Raw genomic sequence first — 21093 nt, 5'->3', positions numbered from 1 at the left:
CCACCCATTGTTGCCGGCAGCAGAACACTGCGTTGGGAGCGATCGCATTTTTCCCGCGCGCGGCCGGGCCTACACTCTTTTCAACCGCAGCCGCTTCGTCGAACGAAGGCCGGCCGCCCCGTCGAAAACATGGAGGTCCAGATCATGAAGCGCCTGATCCATGCAGTTGCCATCGCCCTGGCCGTATCCGCCCCGCTCGCTGCGCAAGCGCAGTCGAACGCGCCGCTCACGCGGGCACAGGTTCGCGCCGAAGTGAAGGCGCTCAAGCAGGCCGGCTTCCAGTCGAGCGACTGGTTCTACCCGGCCAGCATCGTTTCCGCCGAAGCGAAGATCGCGCGGCAGCAGGGTGCCGGCTACGGCAGCGCGCGCGGCGCGTCGTCGGAGTCGGGCCAGTAACCGAAGCAACGCGGCACCCGGCTCGCCCGACGGTTCGCCCGCCGTTACAGCGTCACGCCTTCACGGGCCGGATCAGCGTCGCGCACGTCGCTGCCTGCGGATCACCCACCGGCAGCTTCGCGCACACCCCGTCGAACTGCCTGACGACCGACCGGACCGACACATCGTGCGCCGCCGCACCACTGATTCAACTGCGTGACGGCCTTGATCTGCGTACGCAGGTTCGCCCCGCAAAACACATCCCGAGTCTTGCCGGCCCGCGCAAGCACACTTGCGGCGATCCCTTCGATCCGCGCCGAATCGTCCGGCGCAGCGCAATTGCATTCGCGAAACAAGTCGCGCCCCAGCGCGACTTCGTCACCGATCCGCTCGCCGAATCGCAGGCCTCGCGATACCCGTCGAGCGCCGCGGCCTTGTCGCCGCGCGCATTCGCATTCGCGGCGAACCTTGACATGAAGTACTACGGCGTCGACGAACGCGGCAATCCGGCCTTCAACAACGCATCGGATGCGTCGTACGGCCCTGCGTCAGTCAGCGTGTCCGCCGTCGCGAATGCGTACGCACGCCTGTCGCTCGTACACATTCGCGGCGGCCGGAAAATCGCTCGACGAGACGATTCACGCGGCCACCTGAAACGAACGCATTCTCGAATGAACATGACGCGCGGCATCGCGCGCGCGTCCTCTACCGTCGCGGCTTGACCCGTGCCATCTGGTACACCGACGCATACGCACCATCGCGCAACGCATAGTCCGGCGCTTCACCTTCGATGCGGAATCCGTGCTTTTCGTACAGTGCGACCGCCGCAACGTTGTCGACGAACACGGTCAGTTCGATGCGCGTGATGTTCAGCCAGTTTTCGGCGAGCTCGATCGCCGCCGCGAGCAGCCGGGTGCCGACACCGCGGCCGTGATGCGACGCATCGACCATCATCCCGAGCGACGCGGCGTGACGGCGGCGCGGGTTCTGTTCGGGATGCAGCCCGAGATGGCCGACCACCGAACCGTCGATTTCGGCGACGAGGCTCACGCCGTGTTCGCGAATGCGTTCGAGCCGCTGCCGCCATTTCTCGTGCGACGGATATGGATGCTGCAACGTGTTGAGGTACACCGCAGGATGCGCGACGATTTGCCGGATCGCGTCGATGTCGTGCATCTCGCCGTGCCGGATGGTGATATCGGTCATGACTGGGTAGAGTCGAAAGTATCGGTCGCGGGAATGCTGCTGCGGATACGCAACAGCGCATCGAGCTTATCCGATTTCACGCGAATGAAACATGGCCGCCGAATTACCCGGTGCCGTTGCATGCACAACGACACGGCGTCACGCAGCCTTCATGCAGACATCACGCAATCGGCAATTTGTGCCCGATACCGCTCGCGCAAACCGGTAATTTCCTGCCACCTCGAGACCGCTTCGACAGCAGACAATTCGTTGCGCACGCAACATCATCTGTGCGAGTGGACTAAGTCATGTCCGCATCACGTCGACGTCATCTCCGCTCCCTAGACTGGCCGCGCCCTGATCGTCACTCAACGGGCCGGCACGTGCCGACATCCTCCCCCGCGCACACGATGCGTGCGGTGCGCAGGAGCGCGACAACGGCCGACGCATTCGAACGCACATGCATCGCGGATCGTCCCGGGGGGGACGACGCATGGGGTGCTGCTGGACCCGGTCGAGCGCGCACCCACCATCACAGGATCCGAACGCCATGACGTCACGCCGCACATTCCTTCAGAAGACCGCCACTTCAGGCCTCGCCGCCGCCGCGCTGTCGGCGTTTCCGCCGAGCATCCGCCGCGCGCTCGCGATTCCCGCGTTTCACGAAACGGGTACGCTCCACGACGTCAAGCACGTTGTGCTGCTGATGATGGAGAACCGTGCGTTCGACGGCTACTTCGGCACCTTCAAGGGCGTGCGCGGTTATGGCGACCGCTTCGCGGTGCCGTCGCCGAACGGTCGCGACGTGTTCTACCAGACGTATACGCAAACGACGCCCGCGACGACCTTCACGCCGTACCATCTCGACGCGAGCCAGGGCAACGCGCAGCGCGCGGGCGGCACGCCGCACACGTGGGCCGACGCGCAGGCCGCGTGGGACCACGGCCGGATGAACCGCTGGCCCGACGCGAAGACGCCGCTGTCGATGGGCTATTACGACGCGGCGGAAGTGCCGTTCCAGCGCGCACTCGCCGACGCGTTCACGCTGTGCGACCACTATCACTGCGGGATGCACACGGGCACGATCGCGAACCGCCTGTTCTACTGGAGCGGCACCAACGGCCCGAACGGCATCAGCCCGGCCGACGGCAGCCGCGTGAAGCTCGCCGCGCTGAACAACCAGTTCAACGGCGGCAACGACATCGGCCCGTCGAGCCAGGGGTGGACGTGGACGACCTACGCCGACCGGCTGCAGCAGGCCGGCGTGAAATGGAAGGTCTACCAGAGCCTGATCGACAACTTCGGCTGCAACGAGATGATGAGCTTTCGCCACTGGCGCGCCGCCATCGAACAGATGCCCGCCGCGCGCCGGCCCGTCTACGTCGCGTCGACGGACATCACGCAGCCGGTGACGGCGGCCGGCGCGTTCTACGATCCGGCGATCGACGATCCGTTGAGTCCGCTCGCGAAGGGCTTCGGCAACACGATGCCGTACGGCTTCCTCGAAACCTTCCGCGACGACATCCGCAACGGCACGCTCCCCGAAGTGTCGTGGATCGTCCCGCCGTCGGTGTACAGCGAACATCCGGGGCCGTCGAGCCCCGCGCAGGGCGCATGGTACGTGCAGGCGGTGCTCGATGCGCTCACCGCGAATCCGGACGTATGGAGCAAGACCGTACTGCTGATCAACTACGACGAGAACGACGGTTTCTTCGATCATATGCCGTCGCCGGCCGTGCCATCGCGTAACGCGGACGGCACGCTCGCGGGCGGCCATACGCTCGCGAACGCCGACGTGGCCGTCGAGTACCACGACTTCGCGCCGGCCACGTCGAGCCAGCCGGCGGCCGACGGGCGTCCGTACGGCCCGGGCCCGCGCGTGCCGATGTGGGTGGTATCGCCGTGGAGCCGCGGCGGCTGGGTGAACTCGCAGGTGTTCGACCATACGTCGACGCTGCTCTTCCTCGAGAAACGCTTCGGCGTCGTGGAGCCGCAGATCAGCGCGTACCGCCGCGCGGTGTGCGGCGACCTGACGAGCGCGTTCAACTTCCGCGCGCCGAACAACGAACCGCTGCCGACGCTCGCGGGCCGCACGACGAAAAGCCAGGTCGACGCGCTGAGCGCCACGCAGCAGGCCGCGCCGAAAATCACGCCGCCGACCGCCCCGTCGCTGCCCGCGCAGGCCACCGGCGTGCGCCCGTCGCGGGCACTGCCGTACGAGCTGCATGCGAGCGCGCAGGCTGACGCCGGCAAGGGCACCGTCACGCTGAAGTTCGCGAACACGGGCCGCGCGGCGGCGGTGTTCCACGTGTACGACAAGCTGCACCTGGACCGCGTGCCGCGCCGCTACGTCGTCGAACCGGGCAAGGCGCTGCGCGGCGACTGGGCGGCGCAGGCCGACGACGGCGGTAAATATGACCTGTGGGTGCTCGGCCCGAATGGCTATCACCGCCGCTTCACCGGCGACCTGGCCCGGCTCGCGGGCCCGCGCGCACCGCAGCCGGAAGTGCGGGTCGGCTATGCGGGCGGAAGCGGCAACCTGCATCTGCGGCTGCGCAACGACGGCGGCGGCACGGTGCGCTTCACGGTGAAGTCGAACAAGGTGTACGGCGCGCTGTCCGGCCATGGCGCGCACGACGGTCGCGGCAACCAGGACGGCAACGGCCAGGGGCGCGGGCACGGCAACGACGCGGGCACGACGTGGACGGCCACGGTGCGTGCCGGCAGCCAGTCGGAGCTGCGCTGGACGCTCGACTCGACCGGGCACTGGTACGACTTCGTGGTCACCGCGGACAGCGATGCGAGCTTCTCGCGCCGCGTGGCCGGCCGCGTCGAAACGGGCCGCCACTCGGTCAGCGACCCGGCGATGGGGCTGGCCGACCGCTTCTGACGGCACTGCCGCTGCCCGGTCGGGAGCGCCCCGGCCGGGCGCCGCTCGCCGCGCGGCCCGATCCGGCTGAAACGCCCGCCCGGCGCGGCCCAAACATCAGAAGGATAGGTGGTGCAGCCCTCATTTCGAGCCCACGAAAATGCTCCGTGTTGCGGCCCGTTCGCGTTAAACTTCAGCAAAGCTGTACTCAACAACGACATCTTCGCCAACCAGGCATCCACGACACGAGGATAGGTTCGATGCGCACTTCCGGCTCATCCGGGGCAATGACCCTGCTCACCGAACACGACCCGGCCGACGGCCGCGAATTGCGCTCGCTCCGGCTCGAAGCGACCGGCGACGGCAAAAGCGTGCTGCTGATCGAGATCGACGAACGCAAGCCCGGCATCCACCGCGAGGTCCGCTACGAGATCACGCCGGCCGAACTGGTCGCGGCGATCCGCTCGCACGGCGCCGAGCTGCCCGGCGAAAACCACGGCGCCGCATCGCTCGCCCGCACCCCCTCCTGATTTCGAATGGTGAGCCGCGCTCCGCGCGTCGGCTCACCGACATCTCCCTGTCGCCGTCAGGCGCTTTCCGTCGTTCCCGCCACCAGGTTGAAAATGGCCGATAATCGGCCCATCTGCGCATCCTCTCTTGCGCATCCTTTTCGGCCAGCCGTCATGCTCCGTGACCTCGTCGCCCAATACGGGCCGCTTCTCGTCTTCGCCAACGTGCTTGCGGCGGCCATCGGCCTGCCGGTGCCGGCGATGCCGACGCTCGTGCTGTTCGGCGCAATGGCCGCGATGCATCCGGAGATGATCGGCTCGCAGCTCGTGACGGTGATCGCGCTGTCGGTGCTCGGTGCGCTGATCGGCGACACGGCGTGGTATCTCGCCGGGCGGCGTTACGGCGGCGCGACGCTGAAGACGATCTGCCGGCTGTCGCTGTCGCGCGATACCTGCGTGAAGAAGACGGAACGCTTCTTCGGCCGCTACGGTGTGCGTGTGCTTGCGGTCGCACGCTTCATTCCCGGCCTGTCGCTCGTGTCCGTGCCGATGGCCGGCGCGCTCGGCACGCGCTATCGCACGTTCGCCGGCTACGACGCGCTCGGTGCCGCGTTGTGGACGATCGTCGGGCTGGTGGCGGGGCTCGTGTTCTACCGGCAGATCGACTGGCTGTTCGCCGGCGCGAGCCGGCTCGGCCGTGCGGTGCTGCTGGTGATCGTCGCGCTGCTGGCGATCTACGCAGCCGTGCGCTGGATGCGCCGCCGCGCGCTGATCCGCCAGCTCGCGAGCGCACGGATCGGCGTCGACGAGCTCGAACTGCTGCTGCGCGACCCGGCGGCGCCGGTGGTCCTCGACGTACGCTCGCCCGAGCACCGCAAGCTCGACCCGTTCACGATTCCCGGTGCGCAGTTCGCGGACGAGCGGCGCATCGAAGACATCATCGCGCGCTACCCGCTCTCGCAGAAGTTCGTCGTGTACTGCTCGTGCCCGAACGAAGTAACGGCCGCGCTGATGGCCAAGCGCCTGCTCGATGCAGGCTTTACCGATGCGCTGCCGCTGCGTGGCGGCCTCGACGCATGGCGCGACACGGGCCGCCAGCTCACGTCGCTGCTGGAAGACATGCCCGCCGCGAACGATCCGGTGGCGGGCTTGCACAAGCCGGCCTGATCGGACTGACCGCAGGCCGGGCCGCGCGAAACGGAACATACCGCGGGGGACCTTGCGTCCCCCTTCGATCAGAACGCGTGCAGCGGCACGTTCACGACCAGGCGGTACTCGCGGTTCGTCGCGTCCGAGTAGTGCGCGGAACCGTTGTGCCACATCGCGATGAACGTGACCTTCGTGTCCTTCAGCTTGCCGCTCTGGAACGTGTACGACGGGATGAAGCCGAACTCGTGGTGACGGCCCTGCACCGGCGCTCCGTTGCTCCAGTAGATGCTCGACCTGGTCGGGTCGTTCGCCGCGCCCGCGCTGCCGTCCGCACCCCAGCCCGTCACGCCCCAGATCATCGCCTTGAAGCCCGGCAGGCCCGCTTCCTTGCCGTAGAACGTGTAACGCAGCTGCAACGACTTTTCGTGCGGCGCGTTGTAGTCGACGTCCATCGAGTTGGTCAGGAAGATGCCGTTCGTTTCGTTCAGGTAGTCGAAGAACTGGTCGCCCAGGATCTGCTGATAGCCGAGCAGCAGCTCATGCGGGCCGTGCTGCGCCGCCAGCGACAAGCTGTATGCGTTGTTGTCGATCTTGCCCTGCAGCGCGTCGCCCGTGTCATGCGTCGAATAGACGTTGCCGAAGCCCGTCCACTTGATCGTCTGCGTGCTGCCGATGCTGTGCTTCACCGACGCGTAGTACTGGTGCCATACGTCGTCGGCCTGGTTCGCGTACAGCGCGACTTCGCCGTTCGGCGAGTAGTCCCACGTACCGCCGACGTAGGTCAGGCGGTTGATGCGCGTGCCGCCGTACTGGGTCGTGAGGTTCGTGAGCGTCGTATGGCCGCGCGCATCGTTCTTCGTGAAGCTACCGGCTTCGAGCATCACGTTCTTGAATTCATTGCTGACGATCGTCGCACCGAGGAACGTCGGCGGCAGCGCACGGTTGTCGTGCTGCTCCATGAACGGGTTGTCGACGGCCTGCAGACCGTACTTGATCACCGTGTTCGAGATGCGCGCCTTCACGTCGTAGATGCCGGGGAACGCCCACGCGAGCTGGTTCGCGCCGCCACCGCCCTTCGCGATGTGCACCATGCTGCCGGCGCCTGCGCCGCCGTCGAGCTTCAGTGCCGCATACACCGACGCGTCCACGCCGAAGCCGACCAGGCCCGACGTATAGCCGGACTCGAAGTTCGCCATCACGCCCTGGATCCACGCGTGGCGGTGCGGGCCGCCCTTCGCGTCGAGCACGTCCGAATAGTTGCGGAACAGGAAGTCGAGATGGCTGTCGGCGATGAAACCCTTCGCCTTCGATTGCGCAGACGGTTCATCGGGCGGCGTGACGGCCTGGCTCGCTTCGGCGTTGACAATGGCATTCGGGGTGGTTGCCTGCGCAACGGCCGTGCTCGTGCCCGCGGCCGGCGCAGCCTGCGCGACCGTCAGCGGTGCCGGGGCCGCGTCGTCGGCGTGGGCGACGCCGCTCAGCGATACGCCGGCCAGTGCCGGCAGGCCCCATGCAAGCAGCATCTTCGATGCCGTCCCGATCGTCTTCTGCTTTTTCATCGTAATTCTCGTCTTGTGTTGATATCGTCCACGCCGGTCGCGATCCGCTCCCGGCCCCCCGGCTTGCCCGGCTAAAGGCGCGCCTGTACCCGCGGCGCGAAGATCGTTCGCGCCGCACTTACCCCTGTCGACCTGCCTGGTTATGTTTGCTGCGTTACTTCACGCCGCCACGCCCGCGCGGATGCACGCGACCCGCGCGGCCGACCCCTGCCGCACTTCCGGCAGCGGCACGTCCTGCGCGCACGCGTCGATCGCAACCGGGCAGCGCGTGCGGAACGCGCAGCCCGACGGCGGGTTCAGCGGCGAGGGCATCTCGCCCGCCAGCAGCATCGGACGGCGAGCACGCTCGCGCGCCGGCTCCGGCGTCGGCGCCGCATCGAGCAGCGCCTTCGTGTACGGGTGCTGCGGCACGCCGTACACGTCATGCCGCGTGCCGAACTCCATCACGCGGCCGAGATACATCACGAGCACGCGCTGGCTGATGGCCTTCACCACCGCCAGGTCGTGCGCGACGAACAGATAGGACAACGACAGTTCGCGCTGCAGATCGCGCAGCAGGTTCACGATCTGGGCCTGGATCGACACGTCGAGTGCCGACACGGGTTCGTCGCAGATCACGAGTTTCGGCTCGCCGATCAGCGCACGCGCGATACCGACGCGCTGGCACTGCCCGCCGGAAAATTCGTGGGGATAGCGCAGCAGGTGATGTGCATTCAGGCCGACGCGCTCGAGCATCGCGATCACGCGGCGGCGCACTTCGGTGCGGCCGAGACCCGCGTGGTGCGTGACGAGCGGTTCCGCGACGATCTGCTCGATCGTCATGCGCGGATCGAGCGACGCGAGCGGATCCTGGAAGATCATCTGCACTTCGCGGCGCATCGCGGTGCCGCGCAGGTGATCGGACGCCACCGCTTCGCCGCGCCAGCGCACGGTGCCGGCGGTCATCGGCGCGAGGCCGATCAGCGCGCGGGCGAGCGTCGACTTCCCGCAGCCCGACTCGCCGACGAGCCCGACCGTCTCGCCGCGCCTCACGTCGAACGACACGCCATCGACAGCACGCAGCGTGCCCCTCGGCGACCACGGATAGCCGCCGAGCGGCACGCGGAAATGCACCTTCAGATTCTCGACGGACAGCAGCGTGTCGCCCGTCGCGCCGGTATCGCGGCGTTCATTGACGCTCATCGCAGTCCTCCCGTCAGATCGGCCAGCGGCCGGTGGCACGCGCGCACCGCGCCCATGGCGCCATAGGTTTCGAGCGCGGGGCGCGCGGCACCGCAGCGCTCCTCCGCATAGGTGCAGCGCTTCGCGAACGCGCAGCCGACCGGCGCGGTGCCGGGCATCGGCGGATTGCCGGGAATCGCGATGAGCGGTGCATCGTCCGCATCGGTCAGGCGCGGCAGCGCATTGAGCAGGCCGATCGTGTACGGATGCGACGGCGCGGCGAAGATCGACTCGGCCGGCGCGTATTCGACGGTACGGCCCGCATACATGACCATCACGTCGTCCGCGAGGCCGGCGACCACGCCCATGTCGTGCGTGATCAGCACGATCGCGGTGCCGCGCTCGCGGTTCAGCTCGCGCAGCAGGTCGATGATCTGTGCCTGCACGGTCACGTCGAGCGCGGTGGTCGGCTCGTCGGCGATCAGGATTTCCGGCTCGGACAGGAGCGCCATCGCGATCATCACGCGCTGGCGCATGCCGCCCGAGAACTCGTGCGGATACATCCGGATGCGGCGCGCCGCGTCTGGGATGCGCACCGACTCGAGCGCCTCGATCGCGCGCCTGATCGCTTCCTTGCGCGACAGCTTGCGATGCAACTGCAGCGTCTCGGTCATCTGCCGCTCGATCGTCAGGAACGGATTGAGCGACGTCATCGGATCCTGGAAGATCATCGCGATCCGGTCGCCGCGCACCGCGTTCAGCGCGCGCGTATCCATCTCGAGCAGGTTGTCGCCGCGATAGCGCGCGGCGCCCGTCGTCGTACCGTTGCCGGCCAGCAGGCCGAGCAGCGCCATCACGGTCTGGCTCTTGCCCGAGCCCGATTCGCCGACGATGCCGAGCGTCTTGCCGGCTTCGAGCGAGAACGACACGCCGCTCACGGCGTCGATCGGCGGCGCGTCCTTGCGCGTGAAGCGCACGCCGAGGTTTTCAACTTCCAGCAGGGCAGCCATTTTCAGCGATCCTTCGGGTCGAGCGCGTCACGCAGGCCGTCGCCAACGAAGTTCACGCAATAGAGCGTCACGCAGAGCATGACGGCCGGTGCCAGCAGCAGCCACGGCATCGATTCCAGTTTCTGCGCGCCGTCCTGGATCAGCACGCCCCAGCTCGTCATCGGCTCTTGCACGCCGAGGCCGAGAAACGACAGCACCGATTCGGTCAGCACGATGTTCGGCACGGACACGGTCGCGTACACGACGACCACACCAAGCAGGTTCGGCACGACGTGGCGCAGCACGATTGACGCCGGAGACACGCCGATCGCGCGCGCCGCATCGACGAACTCGCGGTTGCGCAGCGACAGCGTCTGGCCGCGCACGACGCGCGCCATGTCGATCCACGAGAACGCGCTGATGGTCAGCACGACCAGCATGAACGAGCGGCCGAACAGGGTCATCATCAGGATCGCGATCAGCAGGTACGGGATCGCGTACATCATGTCGACGACGCGCATCATCGCGGAGTCGATGCGGCCGCCCGCGAAGCCGGCGGTCGCACCCCACGCGACGCCGAACAGGCCGGACACGAGCGTGCCGAGCAGGCCGACCTCGATCGACACGCGGCCGCCGATCAGCGTGCGCACGAGCAGGTCTCGGCCGAGCTCGTCGGTGCCGAACCAGTGCTGGTTCGCGAGCGTCGGCGGCAGGCTGATCGAACCCCAGTCGCTCGCGGCGGGATCGGCCGCGAGCAGCCACGGGCCGACGAAGCACGCGAGCGTGATCAGCGCGAGCAGCACGAGGCTGAACACGGCCGCACGGTTGTGAAGGAAGCGCGCGAACGCGAGCGCCAGCGGCGAGCGCGAACGCGGCGGCGAGTCGGTCTGCACGGGCAGACTGACGACAGGCGTAGTCGGAGTCATCGCATTGCCTCGCTCAATAACGGATGCGCGGATCGAGCCACGCGTACGCGAGGTCGACCAGCAGGTTGAACAGCACCGCACAGACGGTCGTCAGCACGACGAGGCCCAGCACCAGCGTGTAGTCGCGGTTGATGGCGCCGTTCACGACGAGCTGCCCGAGCCCCGGCAGCGCGAACACCGATTCGGTGACGACGGCCGCGGTGATCGACGTGATGCAGACCGTGCCGAACAGCGACACGACCGGCATCAGCGCGGGCTTCAGCGCATGGCGCAGCACGATCGTCGCGCCCGGCAGGCCCTTCGCGCGCGCGGTGCGGATGTAGTTGCTCGACAGCGTCTCGATCATCGAGCCGCGCATCACGCGAGCGAGCAGCGACACGTTGATGAGGGTCAGCAGCACGATCGGCAGCAGCCGGTACTGCCAGCTGCCGTCGCCCCAGCCGCCGGCCGGCAGCCAGCCGTTGCCGGCCGACGTCTTCAGCAGGATCGCGAAGATCCACACCAGCACCGGGCCGAGCACGAACGGCGGCACGACGTTGCCGAAGTTGCCGATCAGCATCACGAAGCGGTCGATCAGGCTGTCGCGACGCACGGCCGCGACGGTGCCGAGCAGCACGCCGAACACGATCGAGATCGGGATCGACACGCCGCCCACGCCGAGACTCACGGGCAGCGCCTTCTTCACGAGATCGTTCACCGACCAGTCGACGTAACGGAACGACGGGCCGAGATCGCCGTGCAGCAGCGAACCGAGATACAGCAGGTACTGCTTCCACAGCGGCTCGTCGAGGTGGTACTTCGCGTTCAGGTTCGCGAGCGTCGCCGCGGACAGCTGCTTCTCCGTATCGAACGGGCCGCCGGGCGTGAAATGCAGCAGCAGGTAGCAGACGGTGATGACGGCGAGAATCGTCGGCACCGCCCACAACGTGCGTCTCAATGCGTAGGCCAGCATGATCGCTCCGCTCAGTGCTTGATCAGGTACAGGTCCTGCGAAGCACGCATGTCGATCACGTTCTTCAGCGAGTAGCCGCCCACGTAGGGCTTCACGAGACGGTCGGCCGAGTACTGGAACAGCGGCACCATCGGCGTGTCGTTCATCGCCATGTCGTGCGCCTGCGTGAGCAGCGCGGCGCGCGCCTTGTCGTCGAGCTTCTGGTTGCCTTCGTCGACGAGCGCGTCGGCCTGCTTGTTGCAGTAGCCGACGGTGTTCTGCGAGCTGCCGCAGCGGATCAGGTCGAAGAAGGTCATCGCGTCGTTGTAGTCGGCGAACCAGCCGTCGCGCGCGATCTGCACCTTGCCGTCATGACGCTCCTTCATCAGCACCTTGAACTCGACGTTCTCGAGCTTCGTGTTGATGCCGAGCTTCGTACGCCATTCCGATGCGGTAAACAGCGCGACCTTCTTGTGCAGGTCGTTGGTGTTGTACGTGAGCGTGAACGACAGCGGCTTCGCATCCGAGTAGCCGGCCTGCTTCAGCAAGTCCTTCGCGGCCGCGACGCGCTTGGCCATCGGCCACGACGCCCATGCCGGCGTGAACGGCTGCACGCCCTTCGTGCCGTTCGGCATCAGGCCGTACATCGGCTTCTCGCCGGCCTGCGTGAGCTTCGACGTGAGCACGTCGCGATCGATCACCATCGATAGCGCCTGGCGCACGCGCTTGTCCTTCAGCGCCGCGTCGCTGTTGTTCAGGTAGTAGTAGTAGGTCGCGAGCTGCAGACCCGGGCGCAGTTCGCCGCCGAACTGCTTGCTGACCTGCTGGAAAATGCCCGACGGGATCGAGTAGCTGTAGTCGATCTGGCCGGCCTGGTACATGCGCATCGCGGTTTCGTCGCTTTCGATCGGCAGGTAGGTGACCTTGTTGATCACGACCTTCGGCGCGTTCCAGTACTTCGCGTCCTTGGTGACCACGATGCGGTTGTTCGGCTGCCAGTCGGCGAGCTGGTACGCACCGTTGCTGACGATGTTGCCCGGGCGCGTCCACGCATCGCCGAACTTCGCGACGGTGTCCTTGTTCACCGGCGCGAGCGGCGCCATTGCGGTCAGTTCGGGGAAGAACGCGACAGGTACGTCGGTCGTCACTTCCAGCGTGTACGGGTCGATCGCACGCACGCCGAGCGTCGTCGGCGCGGCCTTGCCGGCGATGATGTCCTTCGAGTTCTTCACGAATTCGACGAGGATCGTGTACTTCGAGCCCGTCTTCGGATCGACGAGGCGCTCCCACGAATAGACGAAATCGGCGGCCGTCACGGGCTGGCCGTTGCTCCACTTCGCGTCGTGGCGCAGCTTGAAGATCCACGTCTGCGGCGTCTTGCGTTCCCACGATTGCGCGACGCCCGGCACGACCTGGCCGCTCGCGTCGATGCGGGCGAGCCCTTCGAACAGGTCGAGGCCGATCGTGTTGCCGGTCCACGATTCGATGTGCGCCGGGTCGAGCGACTCGACTTCGGCGGGCACCTGGCGCGTCAGGTCCTGTTGAGGAGCGAGCGTGACATTCGACGGAACGGTAACGGCGCGGGCTGCGGGCGTCGTCAGGGCGAGCGCGGCCAGCACGGCCGACATGGCATGCAAGGATTTCATCGTGGCAGTCTAGAGAAGGTTTTTCGGTGAGCGTCGCGCGGCGGATGCCGCGGCTTACGCGTGAGACGCTGACGGGTACAGCGATTGAGGAGGCCCGTGATTCTCGTATTGCATCTTAGTATTCCTTACATTTCTTTCGACAGGTATTCCGTCTTCGAAACGAAGGAATACCTGTGCGCTAGAACAGTCTCGGCGTACCGACCCAGACCACGACCGACTCGACACTCGCGGTGTTGACCCAGCTGTGCGGGACCGTCGACTGATAGTGCGAACTGTCGCCGGCCTGCAGGACGAACGTCTTGCCTTCCAGCGTCAGCGACACTTCCCCTTCAATCACATACAGGAACTCCTCTCCTGCATGTGTCGTCACCTCCGAGCGCTTCTGCCCCGGCGGCATCCGCACGAGGATCGCCTCGAGCTGACGCCCTTCGGACACGTTCGTCAGCCTCGCGAACAGGTTCGCCGAATCGGCGAACCCGAAGAAGCGCAACTGCTCGCCTCGACAGACCGAGCGTTCCTCGCTCGGCGTATCCACGAAGTACTGCACCGTCACGCCGAGTGCCTGTGCGATGCCGGCCAGCGACGTCAGCGACGGCGACGCGAGCCCGCGCTCGACCTGAGACAGAAACGGCTTCGAAATTCCCGCGGCGGTAGCGGTGTCGTCGAGCGTGCGCTTGAGACGTTGGCGCAACGCGCGAATCTTGCTGCCGAGTGCGACAGCGTCTGCCGCTCGCGAGTTTTCAGTGGGGGGAACCATAGCAGGCCGAAAAGTGGTCGTCAAAAAATGTTTGATGGAAAGTAACTAAGTTAATTCGAGATAGCTTAATCTTCGGGTTCGCACACGTCTTCGGTGTTGAGCCCGGTGCACTAAACAGGGCACGAAGCGAGCGAAACGACGCGCTATCTTGCCAGACTCGCCTGCTTCACAGGCAAGCTGCAAGCGGCTCTCCGGGAATGTTCCGAGAGCCGGGCGCCAAGCTTACAAGTAGATGATGAGACAAATGTTCCTGAAAGCTGCGGCCATATCGGGAGTTTCCCTGAGTGGCGCGGACCTGACGCACCGGACCGGCGAGCGCTACCACTCGCGCGCCGGTCGGGGCCTCGCACCACCTTACCAGGTGGAGTCCGACCCCGGCCCGGGCTGACCTGCCCGACTGTTCCATCGCCGACGCAAAGCCTACCCGGCCACTGTGCTCCGGCGCCAGTTCGACCCCCAAGGCGACGCGCGATCCGCGCCGTCCGTTTCAAACGAGATTGATGATGCACGCACCTGTTTCTCAAACCCGATCGTTTACGACGGTCTTCCTCATCGAAATGTGGGAGCGCTTCGGCTACTACGGCATGGCCGCGCTCCTGGTCCTCTTCATGGTCGACAGGCTCGGTTTCACCGACAGCCATGCGAACCTGACCTGGGGCGCGTTCACCGCGCTCGTCTACGCGTCGCCGTCGATCGGCGGCTGGATCGGCGACAAGGTGCTCGGCGCCCGTCGCACGATGATCATCGGCGCGGCCGTGCTGTGCGCAGGCTACCTGATGCTGGCGGTCCCGAACGATGCGCTGGCGTACATGTACGCATCGCTCGGCGTGATCGTCGTCGGCAACGGCCTGTTCAAGGCCAACGCGGCGAACCTCGTGCGCCGCATCTACGAAGGCGACGATGCGCGCATCGACAGCGCGTTCACGATCTATTACATGGCGGTCAACATCGGCTCGACCGTGTCGATGCTCGCGACGCCGTGGATCAAGGATCACTGGGGCTGGCACACCGCGTTCGCGGTCTGCTGCGCCGGCATGCTGCTCGCGATCCTGAACTTCATGCTGATGCACCGCACGCTCGCGCACATCGGCTCGCAGCCCGACGACCAGCCGATCCGCTGGAAGCGCCTCGGCGGCGTGGCGGCAGGCGGCGTCGCGCTCGCGCTGATCACGCTGTACGTGCTGCAGCACAAGCAGCTCGCGGTCGCGAGTGTGTGGACGGCGGCATTCGCGATCCTCGCGATCTTCGCATACATGATCGCGAAGTCGGAGCGTTCGGAGCGTGCCGGCCTGATCGCCGCGCTCGTGCTGATCGGCCAGGTGATCCTGTTCTTCATCTTCTACGTGCAGATGTCGACGTCGCTGACGCTGTTCGCGCTGCGCAACGTCGATCCGCGCTTCATCCTGTTCGGCACGACGCTGTTCACGTGGAGCGCCGCGCAGTTCCAGGCGCTGAACCCGATCTGGATCATGATGCTGAGCCCCGTGCTGGTGTGGGTCTACAACGCATTCTCGAAGGCCGGCCGTGACCTGCCGGTCGCAGCGAAGTACGCACTCGGCTTCGGCGCGGTGGCCGCCGGCTATCTGGTGTTCACGATCAGCGGCCGCTACGCGGTGGACGGTCGCGTGTCGTCGTGGTTCATGGTGTGGGGCTACGGCCTCTACTCGCTCGGCGAACTGCTGGTGAGCGGCCTCGGCCTCGCGATGATCGCCCGCTACGTGCCGGCGCGCATGAGCGGCTTCATGATGGGCGCGTACTTCGTCGCGACGGGTGTGTCGCAGTACCTCGGCAGCGTCGTCGCGAACTTCGCGCAGATGCCGTCGCACGACCTGCCGGCCACCGAATCGCTGCCGCTCTACCTGTCGCTGTTCGAGAAGCTCGGCTGGCTCGCCGCGATCGGCATGCTGCTCGCCCTGCTGCTGCTGCCGATGATGAACCGCCTGTCGCGCCAGCACCAGCGCTGTGCGGAAGAGCGCCGCGAAGAAGAAGCGCTGCAGGCGCAAGCGATGGCCTCGGCCCAGTAAGTACTATCCCTCGGCGTGCGGCATGCACGCCACATTCTCCCGCCGGCGCGGCCAGCACGTCCTACACTGGTTGCAACAGCGCATCCTGTCCGCCGCGATGCGCACTGGCGGGAGAAAGTCATGAAAAGCAGAACGACACGGCTGTTGAGGATACTGTCCGACATCCGGCACGCGCAGCGCTGCACTGCGCTGCGCGCCGCCCGGGCGGCAGCCGAAGCCGACGCGGTGCTCGCAGAGCAGGACGACCCGAAGTCCGATGCACGCGACGACACCGAATCCGACGATCCGAACGCCGCCCCCCGCTCCCGCATCGGCTCACCTCACTGACGTCACCGCAGCCGCGCCGCGCCTTCCGTGCCGCGTGCGCGCACGCCGCCGCTTACGCAGCCGCGCCGCGCCATCGCGCGAACCACGTTCCCGAACCCGCCACGGCAATCATCAGTCCGACCGCGCATGCGTCGGCCGCGAGGCCCACGCCGACATGCCGCAGCTCGGCGCCATGCGTGACCGGATGCAGCAGCGAATCGATGACGAGCGAGATCGCGGCGCCCGCGACGAAGCAGATCAGCCCGCGCTGGCCGACCGTGACGACCGGCCGCACCGCGCGCGCGATCCGCGCGATCCAGCCGTAGCGCACGAAGTCGGCCATCAGCCACGCGACCGCCGCAAAGCTGACGATGCGCGGCAGTGCGAGATCGCGCTTGAGCACGCCTTCCGGCACCGGCAGTCCCGACAGCAGCTTGTAGCTCGCGCAGCCGATCACGATCGCGCATGCGACACCGGTCGCCGCGGCGCTCCAGCGGCCGAGCGCGATGCGCCGGTAGACGGGCTGGCAGCGCGCGAGCACGCCGGCGACGAACATCAGTTGCCACGCGAACGGATTGAAGCTCCAGCGAAACGAATCGGTATCCAGCAGCTCGGGCCCGAGCCAGCCGGCCGCAAGCCACGAAGCCGCGCTGAAGCCGACGAGCAGCCACGGATGGCGGCGCGCGAACGGCACGATCACCGGCGACGCGAGCGCGAACAGCACGTACATCGGCAGCACCGACGCGAGATACGGCTGGCGCTGGAAAGTCAGCAGTTCGGCGAGGCCTGTGAGCGGCGACGCGAGCATCACGCTGACGTCGTCGAGCGCGAGGTTCGGCGCATCGATCCCGTAATGGTCGAGCACGACGGACACGACGAGCATCAGCGTCGACGTCGCGAGAAACGCGCGGTAGATCTGCATCGCGCGACGCACGAACCGCCGCTGCGCGGCGCGCGGGCCGTGCCGGTCGGCGATCGCGCCATACGCACTCGCGGTCGCGAAGCCGCCGAGGAACACGAACACTTCGGCCGCGTCGCACAGCGCGAACGCGTGGAGCGTCACGCGCGACAGCACGCTCGCGCCGATGTGGTCGACGACGATCATCAACAACACGATGCCGCGGAAGAAATCGACTTCGATCAGGCGGCCGCTGCGCACGGGCGAAACCGGGGCGGAGGACGGCGCGCTCAACGACATGAGCACACCTTTGCGACGAAGGCGCGACGCGCGCCGGTGGAAAGATCGGAAAGAAAGGGGCGAGCGAAATCAGCAGCGATACGCGTATGCGCGCATCGCACCAACCCGGCCGGCCCGGCACGGAGATGACCGTTCATGGAAAAGCTGCATACGAAGAGAAGACGGTCAGGTCAGTCTAACGGCCGCTCGGGGATACCCTGAGTAACAAAGTGCAACGGAATCTTCTGTTCGTTTACGGGGATGACAGCGGCGATACAGAATTGGCAACGCGGCCAGCCCGATGTCAGTGCGATGCCAGTTCGACGCCAGCATCGCGAAATTCGACCGCAGGAACGCGCGACGCACAGCCCGATGTGCAGCGCTATTTCGCGCTGCCGTCGCGTCGCGAGTGACGACGTTCAGCCGCGCATCGGCAGGCGCCGCATCAGCATCGCGCTGTGCCATGCGGTCAGCGCGACGGCGACCCAGATCGGTCCGTACGTCGCGAGCTGAGAGACACTCAGCGTCTCGCCGAGCAGCAGCAGCGACACCGCGACGAGCAGCACGGGCTCGACGTAGCCGAGGATCCCGAACAGCGCCATCGGCAGCATCCGGCTCGCCTTCAGATAGCTCGCGAGCGCGAGCGTGCTGAGCACGCCGAGCCCCGGCAGCAGCACGGCCCACAGCAGCGGGTGGCCGGCGACCGGCGTCGGGCTCGTCGACACCATCGCGAGCGCGACCGGACCCAGCAGCACGATCTCGATCGCGAACGCGGCCAGCGAATCGGCGTTGATCCGCCGGCGCAGCACGAAATACGGCGGATAGCCGAGCGCGACGACGAGCGTCGGCCACGCGAACGCGCGCGTCGCCCACACCTCGTGCGCGACGCCGAGCGCCGCACACGCGACCGCCGCCCACTGCAGCGGATCGAGCCGTTCGTGATAGTAGTAGCGGCCGACGAGCACCATCGTCAGCGGCAGCAGGAAATAGCCGAGCGACACTTCGAGCATGCGCCCGTGCAGCGGCGCCCACAGGAACAGCCACAGCTGCAGGCCGAGCAGCGCCGCGCTCACCGGCAGCGCGATCAGCAGGCGCCAGTCGCGTACGCTGCGCCGCACGAGTTCGACGAGCGCCGGCCAGCGGCCGCGCAGCGCGATCAGCGCGAGCGCGCCCGGGGCGGTCCACAACACGCGCCACGCGAAGATGTCGAGCCCCGTGAGCGGCGCGAGCAGTTTCGCGTACGCCGACATCAGCGCGAACAGCGTCGACGCCATCACCGACAGCATGAGGCCGCGCCCGGCTTCCGGATACCCCGTCATGTCGTGTTCGCCTTACTGCTGCTGGAAGCGTTCGAAGCGCCTTTCGATCCGACGCTCCTCGAACGTCACTTCGGTCACGCGCGCGGACGGCGGCCCGTGGCGCAGCCATGCGAGCATCCGGTCGATCTGCGCGCCGGGGCCCTGGATCATCGCCTCGACGCTGCCGTCCTCGAGATTCGCGACCCAGCCGCGCAGCTTCAGTGCATGCGCCTCGCGCACCGTCGCATGACGAAAACCGACGCCCTGCACGACGCCGCGCACCCGCACATAGTAGGTCTCGATCCGTTCGTCCAGTTCATTACGGCTCATCGCGTCGCCCTCCCGTTGCATTCAAGCCCGGCATTGTAGTCGCGTCGGCGGCTTCGCACACGCGTATGGCGGGGCCGCAGCGCCGCGGCCGCCCGCGCGGCGCTCGCGTCGCCGCTTGCGCCGACCACGTACAATCTCGCCGACGCACAACCGCCGCGCCGCTCGCGCGCGGCCCTGAAGGAAACGCATGACTGATACCTCCCGCGATCTCGTTCTCGTCACCGGCGCGTCCGGTTTCGTCGGCTCGGCCGTCGCCCGCATCGCGCAGCAGAAAGGCTATGCGGTGCGCGTGCTGGTGCGTCCGACCAGCCCGCGCACGAACGTCGCGGACCTCGACGCCGAGATCGTGACCGGCGACATGCGCGACGAGACGTCGATGCGCGCCGCGCTGCGCGGCGTGCGCTGCCTGCTGCACGTGGCGGCCGACTACCGGCTGTGGGCGCCGGATCCGGACGAGATCGAGCGCGCGAACCTCGAAGGCGCGGTCGCGACGATGCGCGCCGCGCGCGCCGAGGGCGTCGAGCGAATCGTCTATACAAGCAGCGTCGCGACGCTGAAGGTCACGAGCGCGGGCGATCCGTCCGACGAGAACCGGCCGCTCACCGCCGAGCAGGCGATCGGCGTGTACAAGCGCAGCAAGGTGCTGGCCGAGCGCGCGGTCGAGCGGATGATCGCCGACGAAGGGCTGCCGGCCGTGATCGTCAATCCGTCGACGCCGATCGGCCCGCGCGACGTGAAGCCGACGCCGACCGGCCGCATCATCGTCGAAGCCGCGCTCGGCAAGATCCCCGCGTTCGTCGATACCGGGCTGAACCTCGTGCACGTCGACGACGTCGCGCACGGCCACTTCCTCGCGCTCGAGCGCGGCCGGATCGGCGAGCGCTACATCCTCGGCGGCGAGAACCTGCCGTTGCAGCAGATGCTGGCCGACATCGCGCAGATGACGAACCGCAAGGCGCCGACGATCGCGCTGCCGCGCTGGCCGCTCTACCCGCTCGCGATGGGCGCGGAGGCCGTCGCGAAGTTCACGAAGAAGGAACCGTTCGTGACCGTCGACGGGCTGCGGATGTCGAAGAACAAGATGTATTTCACGTCCGCGAAGGCCGAGCGCGAGCTTGGCTACCGCGCGCGTCCGTACCGCGAAGGACTGCGCGATGCGCTCGACTGGTTCGGCTCGGCGGGGTACCTGAAGTAACACAAAGCGGCGTGCTTCACGCCGCTTTGCGCACTTTGTTACACGTCGCTGACGGCCCGGCACCGGCGCAGCGGTTAAAATCGCGGGTCTTACGCAGAGAAGACACGCATGAACCTGAACGAACAGATCGATTCGCTCAACGCGGGCGTCGATCAGCTCCTCCACGATCACCACGCCGCACAGCAGGCGGCACGCAGCGCGGAAGCGTTCGCGCGCGCCGCCGCGGCGGAAGCCCGGGCCGCCGCCGAACGTCACGCCGCGGCGGAGAGCGAAGCCCAGGCCGCCGCGCAGCGCCACACGGCTGCTGCAGCGCAGGCCGAGGCCGCGCAGCAACGCCATGCCGACGCGGCCGCCACGGCCGAAGCCGCCGCTCAACGTCACAACGACGCAGCCGCGCAAGCCGAAGCCGCCGTCCAGCGTCACGCCGAAGCGACCGCGCTGACCGAAGCGCTCGCCCAACGTCACGCGGATGCCGAAGCCGCGTCGCAGCGTCATGCGACCGCGATCGCCGAAGCCGAGGCTGCCGCACAGCGCCATCACGCCGCGGCGACCGAAGCGGACGCCGCCGCACAGCGCCATGCCGTGGCCACGGCCGAGGCCGAAGCCGCCGCGACGCGGTATGCGGAAGCGATCGCCCAAGCCGAAGCCGCGACGCAGCCCCCCGCACACCCGCTCGCAGACGCCCAACCGCCCCCGCTCCCGCCCAC

The 21093-nt window shown here is 67.2% G+C and carries 18 protein-coding genes and 2 pseudogenes; 8 read left to right on the top strand and 12 right to left on the bottom strand.

What is annotated here, in order from left to right; all coding sequences use genetic code 11:
• Nucleotides 1-144 precede the first annotated feature (144 nt).
• Complete coding sequence (locus tag J7024_RS31240; protein WP_124826698.1) at nucleotides 145-396, top strand: DUF4148 domain-containing protein; 252 nt, start codon at nucleotides 145-147, stop codon at nucleotides 394-396.
• 52 nt (nucleotides 397-448) lie between these two features.
• Here the strand turns inward: J7024_RS31240 and J7024_RS31235 are convergent.
• Nucleotides 449-986: pseudogene (locus tag J7024_RS31235) on the bottom strand (thioredoxin family protein); the annotation flags it as partial.
• A gap of 94 nt (nucleotides 987-1080) precedes the next feature.
• Entirely contained in the window at nucleotides 1081-1581 is a 501-nt protein-coding gene (locus J7024_RS31230) for a GNAT family N-acetyltransferase (RefSeq protein ID WP_124826699.1), read from the bottom strand.
• A 529-nt stretch (nucleotides 1582-2110) separates the two neighbouring features.
• On the opposite strand from J7024_RS31230, the gene J7024_RS31225 reads away from it, so the two are divergent.
• From J7024_RS31225 to J7024_RS31215, 3 genes are all read left to right on the top strand, one after another.
• The gene (locus J7024_RS31225; RefSeq protein ID WP_124826700.1) at nucleotides 2111-4450 is read left to right on the top strand and encodes a phosphocholine-specific phospholipase C; all 2340 of its coding nucleotides are present in this window, start codon (nucleotides 2111-2113) and stop codon (nucleotides 4448-4450) included.
• Between the two features lie 239 nt (nucleotides 4451-4689).
• Nucleotides 4690-4959, top strand: coding sequence for a hypothetical protein (locus J7024_RS31220; protein ID WP_098554272.1), 270 nt, complete (start codon nucleotides 4690-4692; stop codon nucleotides 4957-4959).
• Nucleotides 4960-5112: 153 nt separating this feature from the next.
• Nucleotides 5113-6105 carry a DedA family protein/thiosulfate sulfurtransferase GlpE gene (locus J7024_RS31215; protein WP_124826701.1) on the top strand — a complete coding sequence of 331 codons (993 nt, stop codon included), beginning with the start codon at nucleotides 5113-5115 and terminating at the stop codon, nucleotides 6103-6105.
• A 68-nt stretch (nucleotides 6106-6173) separates the two neighbouring features.
• Here the strand turns inward: J7024_RS31215 and J7024_RS31210 are convergent, their stop codons facing one another.
• The 7 genes from J7024_RS31210 to J7024_RS31180 all read right to left on the bottom strand — a co-directional run bounded on the left by J7024_RS31210 (nucleotide 6174) and on the right by J7024_RS31180 (nucleotide 14056).
• Nucleotides 6174-7646, bottom strand: coding sequence for an OprD family porin (locus J7024_RS31210; protein WP_124826702.1), 1473 nt, complete (start codon nucleotides 7644-7646; stop codon nucleotides 6174-6176).
• Between the two features lie 159 nt (nucleotides 7647-7805).
• Nucleotides 7806-8828, bottom strand: a complete 1023-nt coding sequence (locus tag J7024_RS31205) for an ABC transporter ATP-binding protein (RefSeq protein ID WP_175750613.1) — start codon at nucleotides 8826-8828, stop codon at nucleotides 7806-7808.
• The gene (locus J7024_RS31200; RefSeq protein ID WP_124826704.1) at nucleotides 8825-9817 is read right to left on the bottom strand and encodes an ABC transporter ATP-binding protein; all 993 of its coding nucleotides are present in this window, start codon (nucleotides 9815-9817) and stop codon (nucleotides 8825-8827) included. Before J7024_RS31200 ends, J7024_RS31205 begins: the two co-directional genes overlap by 4 nt.
• Nucleotides 9818-9819: 2 nt before the next feature.
• On the bottom strand, nucleotides 9820-10722 hold the full coding sequence (locus J7024_RS31195; protein WP_124826705.1) for an ABC transporter permease: 903 nt from the start codon (nucleotides 10720-10722) through the stop codon (nucleotides 9820-9822).
• A gap of 13 nt (nucleotides 10723-10735) precedes the next feature.
• A complete protein-coding gene (locus tag J7024_RS31190) occupies nucleotides 10736-11674 on the bottom strand; it encodes an ABC transporter permease subunit (protein WP_124826706.1) in 939 nt (312 codons plus the stop codon).
• Between the two features lie 11 nt (nucleotides 11675-11685).
• Complete coding sequence (locus J7024_RS31185) at nucleotides 11686-13299, bottom strand: peptide ABC transporter substrate-binding protein (RefSeq protein ID WP_124826707.1); 1614 nt, start codon at nucleotides 13297-13299, stop codon at nucleotides 11686-11688.
• Between the two features lie 178 nt (nucleotides 13300-13477).
• Nucleotides 13478-14056, bottom strand: a complete 579-nt coding sequence (locus J7024_RS31180; RefSeq protein ID WP_175760786.1) for a cupin domain-containing protein — start codon at nucleotides 14054-14056, stop codon at nucleotides 13478-13480.
• Nucleotides 14057-14556: 500 nt separating this feature from the next.
• Between J7024_RS31180 and J7024_RS31175 the strand changes: the two genes are divergently transcribed.
• Together J7024_RS31175 and J7024_RS31170 are read left to right on the top strand one after the other, a co-directional pair.
• Nucleotides 14557-16080 (top strand): peptide MFS transporter, encoded by a 1524-nt coding sequence (locus tag J7024_RS31175; RefSeq protein ID WP_124826709.1) that lies wholly within the window; start codon nucleotides 14557-14559, stop codon nucleotides 16078-16080.
• Between the two features lie 120 nt (nucleotides 16081-16200).
• Nucleotides 16201-16407: a hypothetical protein gene (locus J7024_RS31170; protein WP_124826710.1), complete on the top strand. Its 207-nt coding sequence runs from the start codon at nucleotides 16201-16203 to the stop codon at nucleotides 16405-16407.
• Between the two features lie 52 nt (nucleotides 16408-16459).
• Here J7024_RS31170 and J7024_RS31165 read toward each other — a convergent pair whose 3' ends face one another.
• The 3 genes from J7024_RS31165 to J7024_RS31155 all read right to left on the bottom strand — a co-directional run bounded on the left by J7024_RS31165 (nucleotide 16460) and on the right by J7024_RS31155 (nucleotide 19191).
• A complete protein-coding gene (locus J7024_RS31165; protein WP_175750611.1) occupies nucleotides 16460-17584 on the bottom strand; it encodes an OpgC domain-containing protein in 1125 nt (374 codons plus the stop codon).
• Between the two features lie 398 nt (nucleotides 17585-17982).
• Entirely contained in the window at nucleotides 17983-18882 is a 900-nt protein-coding gene (rarD, locus tag J7024_RS31160; RefSeq protein ID WP_124826712.1) for an EamA family transporter RarD, read from the bottom strand.
• Nucleotides 18883-18894: 12 nt separating this feature from the next.
• On the bottom strand, nucleotides 18895-19191 hold the full coding sequence (locus tag J7024_RS31155) for an acylphosphatase (protein ID WP_124826713.1): 297 nt from the start codon (nucleotides 19189-19191) through the stop codon (nucleotides 18895-18897).
• A 187-nt stretch (nucleotides 19192-19378) separates the two neighbouring features.
• On the opposite strand from J7024_RS31155, the gene hpnA reads away from it, so the two are divergent.
• Together hpnA and J7024_RS31145 are read left to right on the top strand one after the other, a co-directional pair.
• Nucleotides 19379-20386, top strand: coding sequence for a hopanoid-associated sugar epimerase (hpnA, locus tag J7024_RS31150; protein WP_234745755.1), 1008 nt, complete (start codon nucleotides 19379-19381; stop codon nucleotides 20384-20386).
• A gap of 108 nt (nucleotides 20387-20494) precedes the next feature.
• Nucleotides 20495-21093, top strand: a pseudogene (locus J7024_RS31145) (phage tail protein); the annotation flags it as partial.

It is taken from the genome of Burkholderia sp. WTPI3, assembly GCF_021483755.1.
Lineage (GTDB): Bacteria > Pseudomonadota > Gammaproteobacteria > Burkholderiales > Burkholderiaceae > Burkholderia.
Note: the sequence above shows the minus strand (reverse complement) of the source record. Positions and strands in the feature narration are given on the sequence as shown.